This window comes from Leucothrix arctica (assembly GCF_003172895.1).
Taxonomy (GTDB): Bacteria; Pseudomonadota; Gammaproteobacteria; order Thiotrichales; family Thiotrichaceae; genus Leucothrix; species Leucothrix arctica.
The window spans coordinates 160,467-179,157 of sequence record NZ_QGKL01000035.1 but is presented as its reverse complement, the minus strand read 5'-3'; the positions used below and the strand labels follow the sequence as shown (position 1 = coordinate 179,157).

General features: G+C 41.9%; 18 protein-coding genes. 4 read left to right on the top strand and 14 right to left on the bottom strand.

What is annotated here, in order from left to right:
- Nucleotides 1-8 precede the first annotated feature (8 nt).
- The 11 genes from DKT75_RS13155 to DKT75_RS13105 all read right to left on the bottom strand — a co-directional run bounded on the left by DKT75_RS13155 (nucleotide 9) and on the right by DKT75_RS13105 (nucleotide 12,053).
- Entirely contained in the window at nucleotides 9-419 is a 411-nt protein-coding gene (locus DKT75_RS13155) for a GFA family protein (RefSeq protein ID WP_109823899.1), read from the bottom strand.
- A 67-nt stretch (nucleotides 420-486) separates the two neighbouring features.
- Entirely contained in the window at nucleotides 487-834 is a 348-nt protein-coding gene (locus DKT75_RS13150) for a RidA family protein (RefSeq protein ID WP_109823898.1), read from the bottom strand.
- A 179-nt stretch (nucleotides 835-1,013) separates the two neighbouring features.
- Nucleotides 1,014-2,324, bottom strand: coding sequence for a TRAP transporter large permease (locus DKT75_RS13145; protein WP_109823897.1), 1,311 nt, complete (start codon nucleotides 2,322-2,324; stop codon nucleotides 1,014-1,016).
- The gene (locus DKT75_RS13140; protein WP_109823896.1) at nucleotides 2,321-2,815 is read right to left on the bottom strand and encodes a TRAP transporter small permease; all 495 of its coding nucleotides are present in this window, start codon (nucleotides 2,813-2,815) and stop codon (nucleotides 2,321-2,323) included. The genes DKT75_RS13145 and DKT75_RS13140 overlap by 4 nt, the downstream gene beginning before the upstream one ends.
- 98 nt (nucleotides 2,816-2,913) lie before the next feature.
- Nucleotides 2,914-3,909, bottom strand: coding sequence for a TRAP transporter substrate-binding protein (locus tag DKT75_RS13135; RefSeq protein WP_109823895.1), 996 nt, complete (start codon nucleotides 3,907-3,909; stop codon nucleotides 2,914-2,916).
- 473 nt (nucleotides 3,910-4,382) lie between these two features.
- A complete protein-coding gene (locus DKT75_RS13130) occupies nucleotides 4,383-6,314 on the bottom strand; it encodes an acyl CoA:acetate/3-ketoacid CoA transferase (RefSeq protein ID WP_109823894.1) in 1,932 nt (643 codons plus the stop codon).
- Nucleotides 6,315-6,362: 48 nt separating this feature from the next.
- Nucleotides 6,363-7,724: an alpha/beta fold hydrolase gene (locus DKT75_RS13125; RefSeq protein WP_109823893.1), complete on the bottom strand. Its 1,362-nt coding sequence runs from the start codon at nucleotides 7,722-7,724 to the stop codon at nucleotides 6,363-6,365.
- A 2-nt stretch (nucleotides 7,725-7,726) separates the two neighbouring features.
- Complete coding sequence (locus tag DKT75_RS13120) at nucleotides 7,727-8,503, bottom strand: poly(R)-hydroxyalkanoic acid synthase subunit PhaE (protein ID WP_109823892.1); 777 nt, start codon at nucleotides 8,501-8,503, stop codon at nucleotides 7,727-7,729.
- A gap of 45 nt (nucleotides 8,504-8,548) precedes the next feature.
- The gene (locus DKT75_RS13115) at nucleotides 8,549-9,703 is read right to left on the bottom strand and encodes an iron-containing alcohol dehydrogenase (protein WP_109823891.1); all 1,155 of its coding nucleotides are present in this window, start codon (nucleotides 9,701-9,703) and stop codon (nucleotides 8,549-8,551) included.
- Between the two features lie 6 nt (nucleotides 9,704-9,709).
- Nucleotides 9,710-11,350 (bottom strand): acetolactate synthase large subunit, encoded by a 1,641-nt coding sequence (locus DKT75_RS13110; RefSeq protein ID WP_109823890.1) that lies wholly within the window; start codon nucleotides 11,348-11,350, stop codon nucleotides 9,710-9,712.
- 307 nt (nucleotides 11,351-11,657) lie between these two features.
- Nucleotides 11,658-12,053: a phasin family protein gene (locus DKT75_RS13105; protein ID WP_109823889.1), complete on the bottom strand. Its 396-nt coding sequence runs from the start codon at nucleotides 12,051-12,053 to the stop codon at nucleotides 11,658-11,660.
- A 279-nt stretch (nucleotides 12,054-12,332) separates the two neighbouring features.
- Here DKT75_RS13105 and DKT75_RS13100 point away from each other — a divergent pair, with 279 nt between their 5' ends.
- The 3 genes from DKT75_RS13100 (at nucleotide 12,333) to DKT75_RS13090 (ending at nucleotide 15,457) form a co-directional block, all read left to right on the top strand.
- Entirely contained in the window at nucleotides 12,333-12,968 is a 636-nt protein-coding gene (locus DKT75_RS13100; RefSeq protein ID WP_109823888.1) for a polyhydroxyalkanoate synthesis repressor PhaR, read from the top strand.
- A 15-nt stretch (nucleotides 12,969-12,983) separates the two neighbouring features.
- Nucleotides 12,984-13,874, top strand: coding sequence for an alpha/beta fold hydrolase (locus tag DKT75_RS13095; protein WP_109823887.1), 891 nt, complete (start codon nucleotides 12,984-12,986; stop codon nucleotides 13,872-13,874).
- A gap of 122 nt (nucleotides 13,875-13,996) precedes the next feature.
- The gene (locus tag DKT75_RS13090) at nucleotides 13,997-15,457 is read left to right on the top strand and encodes an NAD-dependent succinate-semialdehyde dehydrogenase (protein ID WP_109823886.1); all 1,461 of its coding nucleotides are present in this window, start codon (nucleotides 13,997-13,999) and stop codon (nucleotides 15,455-15,457) included.
- Nucleotides 15,458-15,973: 516 nt separating this feature from the next.
- On the opposite strand, the gene DKT75_RS13085 is transcribed toward DKT75_RS13090, so the two are convergent.
- Genes DKT75_RS13085 through DKT75_RS13075 form a run of 3 tightly spaced genes read right to left on the bottom strand, consistent with a single transcriptional unit; the run spans nucleotide 15,974 to nucleotide 18,221 of the window.
- A complete protein-coding gene (locus tag DKT75_RS13085) occupies nucleotides 15,974-16,573 on the bottom strand; it encodes a hypothetical protein (RefSeq protein WP_109823885.1) in 600 nt (199 codons plus the stop codon).
- Nucleotides 16,566-17,372: a hypothetical protein gene (locus DKT75_RS13080; protein WP_109823884.1), complete on the bottom strand. Its 807-nt coding sequence runs from the start codon at nucleotides 17,370-17,372 to the stop codon at nucleotides 16,566-16,568. The genes DKT75_RS13085 and DKT75_RS13080 overlap by 8 nt, the downstream gene beginning before the upstream one ends.
- 27 nt (nucleotides 17,373-17,399) lie before the next feature.
- Nucleotides 17,400-18,221 (bottom strand): RHS repeat domain-containing protein, encoded by an 822-nt coding sequence (locus DKT75_RS13075; RefSeq protein WP_146201376.1) that lies wholly within the window; start codon nucleotides 18,219-18,221, stop codon nucleotides 17,400-17,402.
- A gap of 80 nt (nucleotides 18,222-18,301) precedes the next feature.
- On the opposite strand from DKT75_RS13075, the gene DKT75_RS13070 reads away from it, so the two are divergent.
- Nucleotides 18,302-18,652: a 3'-5' exonuclease family protein gene (locus tag DKT75_RS13070; RefSeq protein WP_109823882.1), complete on the top strand. Its 351-nt coding sequence runs from the start codon at nucleotides 18,302-18,304 to the stop codon at nucleotides 18,650-18,652.
- The last annotated feature ends 39 nt before the right edge of the window (nucleotides 18,653-18,691 follow it).

Below are 18,691 nucleotides of genomic sequence, written 5' to 3'. Positions count from 1 at the left end.
CACGTCACTTAAGCACTCGGAGCGCTTCGATCAGACGGATGATTTACACCGTCATTAGTAACAATCTCACCCAAATCAAAAGGGTTAACGCCTTCTAAACACCCTACATTAAAACCATATTCAGTCGGATTTGATCTACGCTGATGATGAGTGTAAATACCACAATTTGTACAAAAATAATGCTTAGCTTCTTTTGTATCGAACTGATAAAGCTTTAATACATCTTGGCCTTTTACTATTCGAATATTATCCAGTTTAACCGAAGCAACAATAGCTCCTTTTCTACGACAAATTGAACAGTCACAACGCCTTGGACTCTCAATACCATTTGGCAAAGTTATTTCAAGCTCAACTGCACCGCAGTGACATGTAGCTTTGTGCTTGGGTTGAATTTTGGTATTTCCAATCTTTTGGATCATGATTCTATTCCTGCTTGCTTCAAACACCTTGTTATTTATCATTTTGAGTGAAGTACTAACAAGTAAGTTAACGGACTGCTGTAACGGTTATTTCAATTAACACATCACCGTCAAGATCTACACCTAAACAAGCTCTTTGTGGCCAGTCTTGAGAGTTTTCACCAAACCATTCGCACCAAACAGCATCCATCGATGATTTGAACTTCATATCTGCGATATAGACTTGAGCAGATACTATTCTAGTTTTATCGCTACCAAGCTCAACTAGGTTATCTTGAATTGTATCTAGTGTTGATTTGGTTTGCCCTTTGATATCTAACGAGGTATCCGATGATGTGGCTACCGTCCATGCCAAGTCTTTATAGGCGGAGGACTTGTTACGGCCATTATAAATACCATGTTTGCGATCTATCACTGATATTTTCCTCTACTACTAAATAGTCTATAAGGTCGACACAGAGAGGTTATTTTTAATAGAATAAATAATATACTCCCAACAATAACCTCCCAAACAACTTACTCATTCCATGAAACAAAAAAGGGAGCAATGAAATCTCATTACTCCCTCTTCAGTACTAACTGCTTGAAACGCTCTTAATTAAAAGAAGCCGGCATAAGTTGCTTAGGTAACCAAAGCGCAATCTCAGGGAAGATAATAATCAACAACAAAATCAGCAACATCGGTATAAGGATAATAACCACTTCCTTCAACACCTGAGTCACATTCATCCCACCAATGGAGGCGGAGATCAGCAGGCATAGACCATAAGGAGGAGTAACCAGTCCAAACGCCAACGAGATGATTCCGATGATAGCGAATATAATCGGAGAAATATCCGCTTGAGCCGCTACAGGTAGTAACACGGTTCCCAAAATAATGATCGTCGGAATCGCATCAATAAACAAACCGAAGAACAAGAATAGGAACGCGATAGCCAATGCAGTTTCAAAGCTACCTAGCTGCATGTCAGTCATAAACGTAATGATCAACAACGGCACTTTATAGAATGCTAACAACCAACCAAACACTGACGCTGTACCAATCGCGAATAACGAGATTGATGCAAAGCGACCTGTGTCATAAAGGATAGTCCCTACTTCACGTACCGTCACTGTTCTGTAAACAACCATACCTAAGAACAACGAGTAACCCGCTGCAATAATTGCACTTTCAGTTGGTGTCACAACACCAGCAACGATACCGTAGATAACGAACACTGGCGTTAACATCGCAAGGAAAGCACCTTTAAACGCTTTAAAGGCTGTTTTAAGTGTAGGCTTCTCAGCGATTGGGTAGTTGTACACTTTCGCGTAACCGTACACCGTCGCCATTAGCGCGAAACCAATCATTAAGCCGGGTATTGCGCCAGCTAAGAACAATGCCCCAACCGATACCTGCATCACACCACCCCAAACAATCATCAAAATACTTGGAGGAATGATGACACCCATAACCGATGAGCAAGCAGTCAGTGCAATAGCAAAACGCGGGTCATAGCCTTCTTTAATCATCGAAGGAATAAGAATTTTTCCACAACCTGCTGCATCCGCTGTAGACGACCCAGAGATACCTGCAAACAGCATTGATACCGCAACGTTTACATGACCCAAGCCGCCCGGCATCCAGCCTGTGAGCACCCTTGCCAAGTCGATGAGCTTATCGGTAATCTTTCCCGAGTTCATAAGGTTGGCGGCTAACAAGAAGAACGGTACGGCCAATAATATAAACGAGTTATACGACTGAAACATACGGTCGATGATGATGAATGGCGTCAAACGCAAATCCATCGCAACAACAGGAATGGTGGCAATACCCAAAGCAAATGCCACTGGCACACGCAGGATAACCAAAAGTAAAAAGCCGCCCACTAATAGCGCGCAAGCAAGTCCGGTAGAAAGAATCATGAAGCAACCTTTTTAGTCGATTTGTATTCTGTAAATGCTTCGCTTAAGCGGAAGAAAGAAAAAACGCCCCACAGCAATCCGGCCAGTGGAATCGTGACGTGCGTTATCAAATAATTAGCATTCATCATCACTGAATGTTGAGCATAGCCAAACTTCGCATAGTCGATGCCGTACCAAGCGAACAACACACCAAAACCACCCACGAGTATAAGTACAATCGCTTTTTGGATAAACAAAATAAATGGGCTAGAACTATCTGGAAGGACTTGTACGTCAAAGTGCGTACCATCCCAAACAGCAACCACCGAACCGATCATAACGACCCAGACGAAAATAAAGGTGGCTAATTCTTCGGTCCAAAGGTAGACAGGAATAATGCCGGTATAACGAGCAATCACCTGCATCGCAACTGGAATAATTAGGACTCCGACTAATATAGCTAACATCACCCGAAGTACGGTACACAGCGATTCTAATCCGCGTTTAATCATGAATAATCCTCAAGGAGGCAATTGGGTTAACTTAAAAAAAACATCCCCGTGATCAATTAAGACCACGGGGATATCAGAACGGGGGTAACGCGACTTATTTACTTGCTACGAATAGCTTTCAGTAACTCTGTTGCCTCAATGCTTTCTGCGAACTTATCTTGTACTGGCTTAACCATGTCTAATAGCTTTTCACGGCCTTCAAACTCAGAAACAATGATTTGCTTAGCATCAGACATTTCTTTCAGCTTGATAGCATCTTCACGAGACTCAAGTTCACGACCAAATGCACCCGCTTCTTTACCCGCTTGCATGATTGCTTCTTGAAGCTTAGCAGGCAGTTTACGGAACTTCTTACCACTGAATACGATTGGACGTACAGTAATTGTATGGCCAGTCAAAGTAACGTTAGGAGCTACTTCGTAGAACTTTAGGTTCTGAATACTTGCCGCTTCGTTCTCAAATCCAGCAATAACACCTGTTTGAATAGCATTATAAACTTCGTTATATGCAATAGCCGATGGAGCTGCGCCTAAAGCATCAAAAATTTGTGCCTGAATAGGTGCACCCATAACACGCATTTTATGACCCTTTAACTCTTCTAAATTACCCACTGGGTTTTTAGATAATAAGTTACGTGTTCCACCACCTGCATAACCAACGATAACAATATCTGCCTTGTCAGAAAGCTCTTTCTCTAAAGGAGCCATTACATCGCTACCTAATGCAGTATTCCAGTGCTCTAGATCACGGAACAAGAAAGGCATATCCATTAATGGAATCGAAGGTGCAAAACGAGCCATGTTTGAAGGCGCAAGAATTGTGTAATCAATTGCTACACCTTGGTTTAGGAAAGTTACATAATCTTTCTCAACACCCAACTCACTATTCAAACGAAGGTCAAACTCAACGTCACCATCATAATGCTTTTCAACTAACTCGCCGAACTTAACCATTGTCTTGGTAAAGGTATGCTTATCGTCGAACATGCTTGCGCCACGTAAAGTTTCAGCACTTACAGATGAAGTGAACGCTGCAATTGCAACACCTACTAAAGTAGCTTTTACAAGCGTCTTAACGCTCTTATTAAATAACATAATTTCTCCTCAGATAATGATGAGGTTGAAGTGGATATCGATAGCGACACCGCTCAAACCGTTGAATCGACTATATGTAAAAATTTGTAAGCTGTCTACGAGTTATTTCTTACAAATACAAAGATCAAGCGCGCAAACAAACATTGCAATAATGTGTATAAGTCGCTTAAAAACACTTATAAAAAAACATTTATCACCAAGATAAGACAATAGTGAAAGCTAAATAAACAAATTATGTAGCATATTAGATAAATAGAATTAGTGAAATTTAACCAGTGTACCGTTGTACTAGTAAGTAAAAAAAACTTCTAAAGGAGTCAATTTAACGATAAAACAGTGCTTACTTTTAAGCCTGCTTATTAATTTAAAGGGGGGAATGATCTAAAACGAACGGAATAGTCTAGTACTTGGAAAGTCTAAATTCCCGCCTCGCAGTGCAAAGCGGGAAACATGTCTTCTGGAGTCTTTTTTTTCTACTTACTTTTAGAGATAAAAGAAGCGGCTTCTTCACGCGTTTCAAAAATATGAGAAGGAATAGAACGATTCTTAAGATCTTTACCAAGCTTCTGACGAAGGAAAGCACTCGTAGAATAACGGGATGCCTTGAGGTAATAATCACGCTCCAATTGCTGCAACATGTTAACGAACTTGGCTTCCATTTTAGAAGAGATATCCACCCCATCATGGTTGGATACAAGGTTAACTTTTCTACCGATATTTTTGAAAAACGAATTTAATTCATCATTTAAAACTTCAAGCTGCTCAACTGAGCTGACTCGTAGTCCACTTAAGTTCCCAAAAACGATGTTAGTTTTTTCGTCGTGAACCAATCGATCTTTTATCGGAATATCAAGTAAATGACTGCGCAACTTCATACGTCGCTCATCAAAAATACACGCATCCATAAGTTTTACGTTTCTAATAAGCGGCGTAAAGTTCATTTGACTCAAAATATCTCTTTCTAAGTCGATACCAGGGGCTATCTCAGTTAGCTCTAACCCTGAGTCACAAAAACGAAATACACAACGCTCCGTGACGTAAAGTACCTCTTGGCCTTGCGTTCTAGAGTATTCACCGTTGAAAGTAATCTGCTCGACTGCCTCCAAGAACTTACGGTTACGACCTTCCTGAATGATCTTTAACTCACCACCTGACACTTCAACCTTTAAGCCCCCTGCGGTAAAGGTTCCCACAAACACTACCTTACGGGCATTTTGTGAAATATTAATAAAGCCACCTGCGCCAGCAAAACGGCCTTTAAAGCAACTCACATTCACATCACCGCGAGCATCAACTTCTGCCATACCTAAGCAGGCTAAATCCAAACCACCGCCATCATAAAAATCAAACTGTTGGTGGGTTTGAATAACAGCACTGGCATTGATTGCCGCGCCAAAATCGAGCCCAGACTGAGGAATACCACCAAAAACACCCGCTTCTGTTGTCAACGTGATGTTATCGATAATCCCCTCTTCATTAGCAATCGCAGATACTCCTTCAGGCATACCAATACCCAAATTGACGACACCATTAATTGGAAGTTCCATCGCTGCACGACGCGCAATAATCTTGCGCTCGTTAAGATCCATATACTGCACATGATCAACGTCAGCCCTCATACGACCACTAAATGCATGGTCATAAGCGGTAGAATAAGTCTGAAGATGTTCCTCAGAGCCAGAGACCACAACACAATCCACCAGATTACCCGGTATAACTACTTGTCTAGGGTCCAGACTACCATTAGCGGCAATTCGCTCAACTTGCGCAATCACTAAGCCACCTGAGTTTTTCGCAGCCATCGCAATCGACAGCATGTCCAACGTCAACGCTTCACGCTCCATCGTAATGTTACCAAGGCGATCTGCCGTAGTACCTCGAATCAATGCCACATCGACAGGAATGGATCGATAGAACAACCACTCTTCATTATCGATTTCTTTGAGTTCAACGAGTGGCTTAGTCGTCAAATCATTGATCGCACCACCCGTTTGCCTAGGGTCAACAAACGTATGTAACCCTACTTTAGAGAACATGCCGGGCTTACCCGCAGCAATATCCCGATACAACTGTGAGATACAACCTAGGGGTAAGTTATACGCTTCAATCTCATTATTAATAGCCATCGCACCTAACTTCGGTACTAATGACCAGTGCCCACCGATGGCGCGCTTCACCAAGCCAGGAATCGCTAAGCGATTTAAGCCTCGCTCTTGTCCATCACCTGGGGCAGCAGCAAACAATAAAGAAATATTCTTAGGCATCGCCTCTTCTAAAAAGCGATTTTCTATACCACGCAGCAAACACTCAGGCGTACCAATCCCGACAAAACCTGATACACACACTGTGTCACCGTCGTTAATTGCGGCTACTGCGTCTTCCAACTTAACTACTTTATCGACCATTAAATGATTCCCTTCCTCGTGTACGTTTTGATCAGTAAATAGAATAGCCTATTTCTTTGGGGGAGCTTTTGGTGCCCTAGCCCTTGCTGGTGCTTTAGCGGGTGCTTTTGACGCTGTCTTTACTGCAGCTTCAACAGGTGCTTTTGATACCGTCTTTGCTGCGGCTTTAACAGGTGCCTTTGCTACCGTCTTTGCTGCGGCCTTAACAGGTGCTTTAGTTGCTGCTTTTACTGGTGCTTTCTTGGCTCTTGTAGGCGCCTTAACTGTTGTACGGTTGACCCAATCAAGAATACCTCCCGCAACCACTCCTTGTGCTTTGCGGCTTACAAAAACACCGACATGACCACCGGGGAAACCGATTTCTTCATACAGGTCTTTTTTAACAAACTGTCCGAGTGCTTTAGTACAACTCACCGGAATAATATGATCTTTTTCAGCATAAATATTCAGTACTGGACACTGGATTTTCGCGAGATCTACTTTCTCACCAGACACTTCGAAAGTGCCTTTAATCAAACGATTTTCGCGGTAGAGCTCGTTAACCCATTGACGTGCAGCTTCACCGGGGTGGTCAGGACGATCAGCAATCCACTTTTCCATACGAAGGAAGTTTAGCATCGCTGCTTCATTCCCTTCCATCTTGAGCAAGCCAAGGCTGTACTTAGTAGAACTGTTAACGGTCGACAGTGAAGAAAATATTGCCCCAGTCATTGCGCCCGGTAACATACCTAAAGTATCAATAACCAAGTTAACATCATCTTCAGACAGGTTATTAAACCACGTGTTTAAGAAGCCCTCTCCTGCCCAAAACTCATCTGGTTTACCATGAAAATCGATAGGGGTAATAGCCAGTATTAAACCGGAAAGTAGCTCTGGTCTTAGTGCTGCTAAAGAAGCGGCAAACGTTCCACCTTCACAAATTCCAAACAATCTAATCGGCTTACCACCGTTAGCTTCTACCGCATGTTCGACACACGAACCTAAGTATAGGTCGATGTAATCATCAAAGTTGAGGAACTGATCAGCGCGTGTTGGGTTACCCCAATCCACGACATACACTTCAAACCCTTCCATTAGTAAGTTTCGAACCAATGAACGGTCTTCTTGCAGATCAATCATTGTTTGACGACCAAACAGGCCGTAACAGATCAGTAGAGGGTCAGCATCTTTCTTTTTGTCAGTCAGTGGCAAATAGCGATGCAGTTTTACTTTATCAATTTCAAAGACAACTTCAGAAGGCGTTTCTGCTATCTGAATATCTTCTGCTTTGATTTCCGTAAGAAAGGCATTCGATTTTGCAGCCTTAGTCCCAGAAGCAACCATTTGTTGCCAAGCTAAGCCCCACGCTTCTGCGGCTTCTTCGTAAGCATTTACTGGCTCACCAGATCTATTTCTTTTACTTGGTATCATGATTACTGGCCCTTTTTAAGCAATACCACATCACGCTTTAATTTGCGCACTTCACGGCGTAACTCATGAACCGTCTTCATCAGGTCATCAAGCTCTGTTCGTGTAGGCATTTGATAGGACTCACTCCAGTTCTCAGCAACCTCTCGCATGCGCGCTTTGATTTCTATTGAAGAGCGCAACATACCGCGCTGAGCAGCCATAAATTCATTAGAGCGCTGTGTCTCTAATAATTCTGAGTTAGCAATTTTCAGCCACGTTTCTAAAGCGCCAGAAACGTCACCAGAGTTTAGATCATCTACTGAATATTCTTCAGTATATTTTTTAAGAGTACGTGCCCATGTTTCTTGCAGCACCTTCCCCATATCAGCTAAGGACTGTTGGTAGTCTAATGTTTCACGCCACGCCTCAGCCATTTCAATTTGAGGTGTCGCAAGGTCAGCAAATTGAGGACCTTGCGCAACACTTTCAAGAATTGTTCGCAGTTGCTCAGGCGCAAAAGGTGACCAATTCGACGGCGTAATCATATTTAAAAAAGCATCACGCCCACTAGAGAATCCTGCATCTAGCGGATTATCCAACATCGACTTAACATCCCAATTGGGTGCCCATGCTTGAACAAAGTCCTGCCACATTGCAAAAGGGTCGGAGTCCTTTTGCTTTTTAGTGCCTGATAACGCGTTTTCAAAACTTTCCATTGAATCTTTCTGAGCCTTAAAAAAGGCCGCCTGACCCTCGCTCCACATATTCATCATTTGTTCAAAACCATCATTCTTTGACATTTAAAATCCTCCGACAAGTGTCGCAATTGAATCAGTGAAAAACGCTTACAGTGCTTTAGTGTAAATCGCTAAAGCAGCTTCATAAGTCATTTCGCGTGGGTTATTCATTAACAAGCGGCTTTGCTTCATAGCATCTTCCGCTAACATCGCTAAGTCACCTTCGGTAACGCCCACTTCAGACAGCTTAGTAGGTAAACCCAATGCTGGCCCTAGCTCCATAAAGCCTTTAACCATACCATCAGCCTTAGCTTCAACAGACAATCCTGCTAATTCTGGGAAGATGATAGGGGCAATATCTGCATACTGCTCACTGGCTTCAACCATATTAAACTCTAGTACATAAGGCAGTACTAATGCGTTTGAAAGTCCGTGAGGAACATGAAAATGTCCACCTAATGGATATGCCAGCGCATGCACAGCAGCCACAGGTGAATTGGCAAATGCCATACCTGCAAGCATCGAACCCAATAACATGTTTGAACGTGCTTCACGATTTTGACCATCTTTACACGCGATATGGATATTTTCTCCAAGTAACGCTAAAGCACGACAGGCCAAAGTATCTGAAAGGATATTTTTCTTAATCTTTGAGGTATAGGCTTCGACGGCATGTACCATCGCATCAATACCCGTTGCTGCCGTAATGTGACTCGGCAAACCAACCGTTAGCTCTGCATCAAGTACTGCCCAGTCAGGTAGTAACACTTCTGAAACAACACCCTTTTTCTCACTATCGCCAGTAGAGACAATCGAGATGGACGTTACTTCTGAACCTGTACCTGCAGTTGTTGGCGCAAGTATAAGTGGTAGACGCTTACCGGTAATTTGACCGACACCGTACATTTCACTAATTTCTTGCTTTGAACCGACCAATGCTGCAATCAGTTTTGCAGTATCTAACGATGAACCACCACCCACAGAGACAACACCATCAACACCTGCTTTCTCAGCTTCAGCAACGGCTGTTAGCACCATTGCCTCTGGTGGATCAGGAACAACATCATCAATTAAGTGAACTTCTACACCTGCAATTTTTAGTCCTTCTAAGGCAGCTTCCGCTAAACCCAATTCTAAAATAATCTTGTCTGTAACAAATGCGACTTTCTTACAGCCCATTGCTACCATCAGGTCGCCAATTTTGGCTGTGCCGCCAACTTCACAAAGCACAGACTTCGTCGTATTAAATTGAAATGTATGCATTAGATTTTACTCTTGATCAATAGATGTTAGAGATTTTAATCGTTCGGTTAGCTTCATATTTTCAGAATAATCGACTGGGCAATCAATAATAGACACAGTGCCATCATTCATTGCTTCTTCAAGAATTCCTACCAACGACTCTGCACTGTCAACTTTGTAGCCTTTAGCACCAAAGCTTTCAGCAAACATAACAAAGTCTGGGTTTGTCACATCAATATGACTCGCACGTCCATAATGACGTAGCTGATGCCACTCAATAAGACCGTACTTGTTATCGTTAAAGATGATAATCGTAATATTTAGACCAAGACGTACCGCTGTTTCGACTTCTTGACTATTCATCATGAAACCAGAATCACCCGCCACTGCAACGATGTTCTTTTCAGGGTAAACCAGCTTTGCTGCGATAGCGCCCGGTAAGGCGATTCCCATTGATGCAAAACCATTTGAAATGATACAAGTATTAGGACGCTGTGCCTGATACATACGCGCAACCCACATTTTGTGAGCACCAACATCCGATATTAGAATATCTTCAGGGTCTAACACCTTACCCAAGTCATGGATAATCTTCTGAGGCTTAACTGGGAAACCAGTATCGTCAGCGTGCTTATTAAGTTCATGCTTAATTTTTTCACGCAACTTTACCATTGGCTTGCGTGGCTCACTCTCACAACGTGCCGCGATACGAGTTAGCGAGTTTTTCATGTCACCAATAACGCCAGCTTCAACGATGTAGTTTGTATCTACTTCAGCTGCACGAGAATCAATATGAATAATGCGCTTATCAGCATTAGGATTCCAATAAGCAGGATCATATTCGATCATGTCATAACCGATACAAATCACTAAGTCCGCGTCATCTATGCCGTATGAAACAAGGTCATATGCTTTCAAGCCAACCGTGCCAAGACTTAATGGATGAGCTGAAGGTAAAACACCCTTCGCCATAAATGTTGTCGCAACAGGCGCGTTTACCAACTCAGCAAAATGAACGAGTTCGGCAGATGCTTTGTTTCGAATAATGCCGTTACCAGCAATAATAATAGGATTTTTTGCTGCACTAATAAGTTCAGCAACTTGGCGACACTTACCGACTGGCGCAGTTGATTGTTGCGGAGATTGTACAAACAACGGAACGCTATTTCCCACGTCCATATCGGCTACGTTTTCTGGGAAATCAATGAATGCTGCGCCCGGCTTTTCAGCTTGAGCATTTTTGAACGCTTTACGTACAATTTCTGGCACAATTTCTGGTTCGCGAATTTGTGTAGAGTACTTAGTAATTGGGTCAAACAGATTAACTAAGTCTAGTACCTGATGACTCTCTTTGTGCATTCTAGTTGTCGCGCCTTGACCAGCGATCGCAACCATCGGGGCGAAATCCATATTTCCATCAGCAACACCAGTCACTAGGTTAGTTGCACCCGGACCCAACGTTGACATACAAACACCTGCTCGGCCCGTCAATCTTCCGTACACGTCAGCCATGAAAGCAGCACCCTGCTCATGTCGTGTAATTATAAACTCAATTGGACTATCAAGCAGTGCATCCATCACTGCGATATTTTCTTCTCCTGGGATGCCGAAAATATATTCTACCCCCTCATTTTCGAGACACTTTACGAGTAGTTGAGCTGCATTCATTCGTTTTTTCTCCGTACACGCTTGTTAAAACATATTGTGTAATCACAATACCGTTTGGTGAATTCCCCTGTCTATACGATAAATTCTATATATATCATTAAATTATAATGAATATTTATTTTAATAATAATGGACTTAGAATAGATCAAGATAAGACCAAATCATACGTCAATAATTAAACAATATCAGCCAATGTTCTTGTTTTTTCGTACAATTGAGTAAAAAAAAAGCGATTCCATAATTAAATGAAATCGCTTTTTCTAGTATGCCTACAAATTACTTTCATAACCTGCGAACTAAACGCTTTTTACATGCTTGAAGCAAAGCTCTTAGCGTAAGCACTTTGACCAATTTCAGTCGTCTCTTTAATCATCTTACCAGAAAGCTCGATTAGATCTTTCGACTGTTCCATGAATTTTTCAGAAGCTGTTGCTGAATTCTTAGAAGCAACTTTGTAAAACTCTGCTGCGTCAGATGCTTTGTTCAATGACTTCATTGCTTCAAAGCTTGCTGCAACATTTGATAAGTAGTTGTCATAAACTTTCTTAGCAACAACTTCACTGTTCTTAAACATTGCTGCGTTGAACTCAATCATGCTCTCAGTAGCTTTCTCAGATGCAGTGATTTGCTTTGTTGCAAATTCCTGTGTCTTTTCTACTGCTTCTTGTACTTTCGCTTCTGTTTTCGTCTTTACTGTAGCCATGTCAAATTACCTCTTAATGAATTAAATTTTAGAGATGTAAATCTCCATCTTTAGTCAGACCGTGATGCTAGATTAACCCAACTATTTGTGCGTTGCAACATTTATTTGCTGCGCCGCACAATTCAAGCTCATAACTACCCTCCAAAGAAACATCAAACCCAAAATAAATACAATTAAAACATATAGTTAATCTCTAAAAAACAAACCCGTAATTACATATATTTGTTTGCAATAAACATACATGATAAGATGTGCACTGCAATATAACAGGTAACGAACGTGCCAAACTCTACAAAAAAAACAACCCTAGAGAATGAGAATACGGCATCAGCCGAGCCAACTCCGATCTTAATAAAGAAGTACCCTAATCGTCGTCTTTACAACACTTCGACTAGTACATATATAGTACTAGATGATGTGATAGAGCTGATTAATTCAGATACACCATTTATTATTCAAGACAAAAAAACCGGTGATGACATCACCCGTAGCATTCTTAATCAGATCATTTTTGAGAAAGAAGTTAAGCCTAAAAATTATCACTTTTCGTTAGAAGTACAAAAGCAATTGATCAATATGTACTCGGATACTTGTTCACACATGGTGCCTGATTATCTAACAGAATCGATGCGGTTGTTTCAAACAGAAAAGAACAAAATGACCGAAGCTTGGGGTGACGCCATCAACAAAAACACCCAAGTAGCGATGGAATTTGGTCAAAATATTGCACGACAAAACATTGAGTTTTTCAATCAATCGCTTCAAATATTTAATCATAAGACAACAGAAGATACAGAGACCACTGAAGCTACAGGTAGTAATACCACTGTAGATTTGGAGAAAAAGTTGGCCAATATGCAAGCAGAGCTTGAAGTCCTTCAAGGACAACTCAAGTCTCTAAAATCAACCAAATAATCAGGAGCTAATAATATGCCACATAAAGTAACCCAACCTGCCACTGCTTATTCAACAAAATTTCATCTTGGTTTAGGCTTTCACGGCTTTCACAGAATCCATTACATTGAATGGGGAAAAGCGAGTAAATTCAACACACAAGAAACCCTGCTCTGCGTACACGGTATTACCCGAAACGCCCGTGATTTTGATTATCTAGCAAAGAAAATGTGCAAAGATTATCGAGTCGTATGTCCTGACGTTGTGGGCCGTGGTGATAGCGACCACCTAGGTACAGACGAAGGCTACAACTACCTACAGTACAATTCAGACATGAATGCTCTGATTGCTCGCCTAGGTGTTACAGAAGTGAACTGGATTGGTACTTCTATGGGAGGCATCATCGGTATGGTTTTAGCCTCACTGCCGCAGTCCCCTATTCGCCGACTCGTGATTAATGATATTGGTCCGGAAGTTGCTCGCGATACCTTACTCTCACTGTCTGAGAACATGGAACCGAAGGAAGACTTTGACACACTTGAAGACGTCGAAGCTTATTTCAGAGTTATTTATGAAGAGTTTGCTCCCATGACTGATGTGGACTGGAAACACCTAACAAAGCACTCCTGCCGACGCACGAGCAAGGGTAAATGGCGTTTGAAAACGGACAAGTGTGTCGGTGAAGCTTTTAGAAAATCAATTACTTATCTTAATGTTGATATGTGGGAAGCATGGGACCAAATAAGCTGCCCAGTACTCATACTTCGAGGCAAAGACTCAAGTTTTTTGACTGAAGAGGTTGCACAAAGAATGATATCAACAGGCCCAGAAACGACCCTAGTGGAATTTGAAAACACCGGCCATACGCCAACACTGCGTAATGACGAACAAGTCAATGTAATTGCTGACTGGCTAAAAAGCACCTAATAAGCCAGACAATTACAAAGCATCTAACCACCCTTAAATGTAATTAATATAGGTAAACCGCCTAACTTTTTATATCAAGGCAGTCATAAAAATCATACAACATCAAACATGAGGTAATATTCATGAAGACTCTTACTCAACCTGCTCTATTGAAAGACAAATGTTATATCAACGGAGAGTGGCACTCAGCGGCTTCAGGGAAGACAGAAGATATAATGAACCCTGCAACAGGCGAAGTGATTACTGCTGTGCCGTTCATGGATGATACGGAAGCACTTAAAGCCATTGAGCATGCAGCAGCTGCACAAATTGGCTGGCGCTCAGAACTTGCAAAAACTAGATCTGCGATATTACGTCGCTGGTTCGAGTTAGTGATGGCTAACCAGGATGACTTAGCGTTAATTCTTTCATCTGAGCAAGGCAAGCCTTTCGGCGAGGCTAAGGGTGAAATCGCTTATGCCGCGTCGTTTATCGAGTGGTTTGGCGAAGAAGGTAAACGTATCTATGGGGACATCATTCCTGAGAACATTCCTGGCACACGCATGACGGTTAGAAAAGAGCCTATTGGTGTAACGGTTGCGATTACACCTTGGAACTTTCCAGCAGCAATGATCACACGTAAAGCGGGCCCTGCTCTAGCGGCAGGTTGCACGATGATTATTAAACCTGCACCACAGACACCACTAACCGCATTTGCACTAGTTGCACTCGCTGAAGAAGCAGGTGTTCCAGCTGGAGTTTTACAAGTCATTACAGGTGACTCTATTGCTATCGGTGAAGTGTTTTGTGAAAGCAAAACAGTACGTAAGCTGTCTTTCACTGGCTCTACAGGTGTCGGTAAAATCCTTATGCGACAGTCTGCGGACAACATCAAAAAGCTATCTCTTGAGCTCGGTGGAAACGCGCCATTTATCGTTTTTGATGACGCTAATGTTAATGCTGCGGTCGCCGGTGCAGTCGTTGCTAAGTTTAGAAACAACGGTCAAACCTGTGTTTGCCCTAATCGCTTCTATGTACAAAGCGGCATTCATGATGAGTTTGTTGAAAAGCTGGCAGCTGAGGTTGACAAGCTTAAAATCGGTAACGGCATGGAAGAAGGTGTTGATTTAGGGCCTTTAATTGATGAGAAGGCACATGAGTCAGTACTTAAACTAATTCTAGATGCTAAAGAGAAAGGTGCTGTGCAAGCGACTAAGCGTGACTTAGTCACTAACAAAAGAGCACCTTTCATAAGTCCTGTTGTTTTAACTAACGCTGATGACTCTATGCAACTTTGCTCTAAAGAGATCTTTGGCCCTGTTGCACCTGTCTATAAGTTTGAAACGATTGATGAAGCGATTGCTGTATCAAACGACACTGACGCTGGTTTGGCGGCATACCTCTACACTCAGAGCATCAACACTTATACAAAAGTGAGTGAAGGTTTGGAGTATGGAATTGTTGCGGTGAACACCGGCGCGTTCTCGACTGAAGTTGCACCCTTTGGTGGTGTGAAAGAGTCTGGCTTGGGCCGTGAAGGGTCTATGTACGGGATCGAAGACTACTTAGAAATCAAGTATGTTTGCTTGGGTGGTTTAAGCTAAGACTGACTGCTTGAGAGCTTGAATATAAGCCACCTTTGCTTTTAGCATTGGTGGCTTTTTTATGCTCGTTGACTAGCCGCATGTTTTAACAAGCAAGACTGACAGATGCAGGCTTTGTTTATTTCCGCGACTGGGACCTTGCTTAGTAATCTTTCAGGGAATTTAATATCTGGTTTGTCCACCAGCAACATAAGCTGCTACCCCATGTCAACAACCCGACTGCACGTGCTTATTTGAATGCGGTATTACCTGTTAAAAAAACACCGATTGATGAGGTGGTCTTTCTGCCATTGAATTTTAAACGACAGGACTCCAAGCAAATACTGACGCGATCCTGAGCGTGAGTTATATGCCGTATAAAGACGGGCGTATTTCGATGGCTTCATCTAACTGTGTTGTTATTCAACAAATTACCGATGACAAAATGAAAAACAGGTGTGCCACTGAATGATGTAAACGACGATAGCTAAAACATCCATATAGACAAAACACTAAGAACAAAAAATACCTAGTTAGTTACAAACAGGAGTACATACTGGACTCTTCTCTAAGTATAAACTCTGCTTCAGTGAACATATTACCCTCTGAAACGCCTCTCTCAGATAAATAGTCTATGAGGTATTTTTCACAATACACAAAGGCAAGATCATATATGAATTTTTCCGCTGCTGGCGGGATTGAACCAACCGTTGATTCGTATTTATTTACAATTTCATCAATAGAGTCAGTATGAAATAATAAAAATTCAAGATCATTATCAAATGAAAAATCTGAAATACACCTATATTCAAAAATATTGAAGTTTCGAAATAACATGTGGAGTGTTTCTCTATCATTTTTTTCTACCAAATTTTTACAGTCCACCGACTCTAAACGACCTCTAATATGAGAGATAATGCTAGGAGAAAGATCCTCGAAGCCATGATCAACAATATGATTATTATATTGATCGACATACGAGGTGTATGTTTTTAAATCAAGAACTGATCTTGCGTTATTTAACTTTGACTGTTCTTTTCTAACCTTTTCTAATAAGGCAGAGAGCTCTGAACTCGCTTGGCAACTTACACAAAAAAACATGAAAAAAACAAATAACAACTTACTTAAATTATTCAATTCCCCAACCTGCCTTAAAAATATAACCATGTTTAGTATCAACGTAAATATAGCCTCGTGCTACAACATGACCATCGCCTGTCGCACCCGAGAGAAAGCCCCAGAGACCCTGAGCAACCTTAGATGTTCTTTTTAGAGCAAAAGCGTCAGATGCATAAGATGCCGTATCAGCGAATGCATCTGCGATTTGTACATTTAGAATATTCATTTTAATTCGATTAAGTCCTTTTAAAGCCCTATATCTAGCTTCAAAGGGGTTAATTCCAAGAAGTGCCCCTATCTCCTTATCAGTCATATTACCATAATCTTTTAATAATCTATCGTAGTCAGACCCCACTCCTGAGACAACATTTCTTTTTTGGGCTAATGATAACTTATCCCAAGTAATTTTTTTTGCTGTCTCTGCATTAAACAAGTGTGTAAAAGCAGCTGTAATTGCACCATTAGCAAACTTACCACCCGATACTCTAGAGATAGTGCCTCCTACCACTGAGGAAACAGCAGTACGACCCATAATGCTCCCCCATGAACGGCCATCGCCAACAAGACTTTGCCCTAAGCCAGCAGAAAGGTGACCAAAAAAACCTCCCATAAAGCCTGATCTGAACTTTCCGCCCTGAAGAACATTGACCCCTCCTTGTGTTGCGCCATGAGCAAGTGACTTACCAAACTTACCTAAACTAGCAGCAGCACCTATTTTAAATGCAATCCCAGCAGACAAACCTCCAAATAAAGCTCCTTTGACACTCCCAGTCATTATAGCACCTGACACAGCCCCTGCTAACGCACCGGCTTTCATCGCAGTACCAATACCTGCAGCAGCCTGTCACCCCAAAGACCACCCAGCTGTCAATGCAGCCGCACCAATAGCAAGTATCGTACGTCCATACTTTTTCAGGAATGTCCCGATCTTATTAAACAACTTCTTAAAGAAGTAACCACTAGGGTCAGTATAAGACAGCGGATTATTCTTCACATAGCTATACCGATTATAACTCTGAGTATCACTCGGTGCTTGGACATGCGGATCAGCACTAATGAATCGACCGATCTTCGCGTCATACAAACGCCCACCCATATTGATTAAACCAACTTCATCATCATGCTCATGACCTGTAAAGCCTCGTTTAACTGACTCTTTATTGATCCCCGCGAGCATACTGTTGTACTGAATCGTATTTAATGGACTCCATGTATCACCACGTCTCTCACCCCAACTGCTAAAACTTAGCTTAGCCACTTTCTTGTTATTAGAGTCAACAATGGTATCGACAGAGCCTAAGTAGTCTTTTAGCACATAGCGCAAGGTCAGTGATGTACGGCTTTTCGCAGCATTAAAGTTTTGCTTGATAGTACCAAAGGCGTTACCACCGACTTTAAGGTGGTACTTTAGTAGTTCTGAACCATCCTTCTTAAGCTCACGCTCAACTAAACCACCGATGTACCATGTCTTGGTACCATCTTTTACCTCTTTAACCAGGCATTCACGGTTTATACCGTAACCAAACGATACAACAGTTTTGCCTTTGGTAATTTTTGATGGTTTGTTAAAACTTGTCCATTCAATAGTTCGGCTATCACCACTTTCCATATTTCCATTGGCATCGTAGTTATACGTTCGTAATGTGGTGCCAGCAGTATTTTTCACATAGCGAAGTGCATGGGTTTTAGTCGCGTCATAATTGTGGTATCTCGCGTCTTTAAACGTATAAAGACGGGCGTATTTCGATGGCTTCGTCTAACTATGAAGTGATTAGACTCAAACGTGATCTCCCCGCACAGGGTGTTGTCATTCACCAGATTACCGATGACAGAATGAAAACAGGTGTGCCGCTGCATGATGCTTTGGATCGTTTACTTGAAGCGGTAAAAGGCAAGGTGCTGTTGGTACATTATGCGAAGATCGAACGGGATTTTTTAGAAGCTGCGACCAAGCGGTTTTATGGTAAATCACTACCTTTTTTGATGGTGGATACCATGCAGATAGAAAGGCGTAGGCTGGAACGAACGCATCAGTCGATTCAGAGTAACCAGCTGCGCTTAGCGTACTTATGCCAACAGTATCAATTATCTAAATAGTAACACCATCTGATGCTCCCAATTATCAATGCTATTGTA

Excerpts from the sequence above, each read along its gene's own strand:
- DKT75_RS13155 (WP_109823899.1), bottom strand. The coding sequence starts at position 419 with ATGATCCAAAAGATTGGAAATACCAAAATTCAACCCAAGCACAAAGCT.
- DKT75_RS13145 (WP_109823897.1), bottom strand. The coding sequence starts at position 2,324 with ATGATTCTTTCTACCGGACTTGCTTGCGCGCTATTAGTGGGCGGCTTT.
- DKT75_RS13140 (WP_109823896.1), bottom strand. The coding sequence starts at position 2,815 with ATGATTAAACGCGGATTAGAATCGCTGTGTACCGTACTTCGGGTGATG.
- DKT75_RS13135 (WP_109823895.1), bottom strand. The coding sequence starts at position 3,909 with ATGTTATTTAATAAGAGCGTTAAGACGCTTGTAAAAGCTACTTTAGTA.
- DKT75_RS13130 (WP_109823894.1), bottom strand. The coding sequence starts at position 6,314 with ATGGTCGATAAAGTAGTTAAGTTGGAAGACGCAGTAGCCGCAATTAAC.
- DKT75_RS13125 (WP_109823893.1), bottom strand. The coding sequence starts at position 7,724 with ATGATACCAAGTAAAAGAAATAGATCTGGTGAGCCAGTAAATGCTTAC.
- DKT75_RS13120 (WP_109823892.1), bottom strand. The coding sequence starts at position 8,503 with ATGTCAAAGAATGATGGTTTTGAACAAATGATGAATATGTGGAGCGAG.
- DKT75_RS13115 (WP_109823891.1), bottom strand. The coding sequence starts at position 9,703 with ATGCATACATTTCAATTTAATACGACGAAGTCTGTGCTTTGTGAAGTT.
- DKT75_RS13110 (WP_109823890.1), bottom strand. The coding sequence starts at position 11,350 with ATGAATGCAGCTCAACTACTCGTAAAGTGTCTCGAAAATGAGGGGGTA.
- DKT75_RS13105 (WP_109823889.1), bottom strand. The coding sequence starts at position 12,053 with ATGGCTACAGTAAAGACGAAAACAGAAGCGAAAGTACAAGAAGCAGTA.
- DKT75_RS13095 (WP_109823887.1), top strand. The coding sequence starts at position 12,984 with ATGCCACATAAAGTAACCCAACCTGCCACTGCTTATTCAACAAAATTT.
- DKT75_RS13090 (WP_109823886.1), top strand. The coding sequence starts at position 13,997 with ATGAAGACTCTTACTCAACCTGCTCTATTGAAAGACAAATGTTATATC.
- DKT75_RS13080 (WP_109823884.1), bottom strand. The coding sequence starts at position 17,372 with ATGAAAGCCGGTGCGTTAGCAGGGGCTGTGTCAGGTGCTATAATGACT.
- DKT75_RS13070 (WP_109823882.1), top strand. The coding sequence starts at position 18,302 with ATGGCTTCGTCTAACTATGAAGTGATTAGACTCAAACGTGATCTCCCC.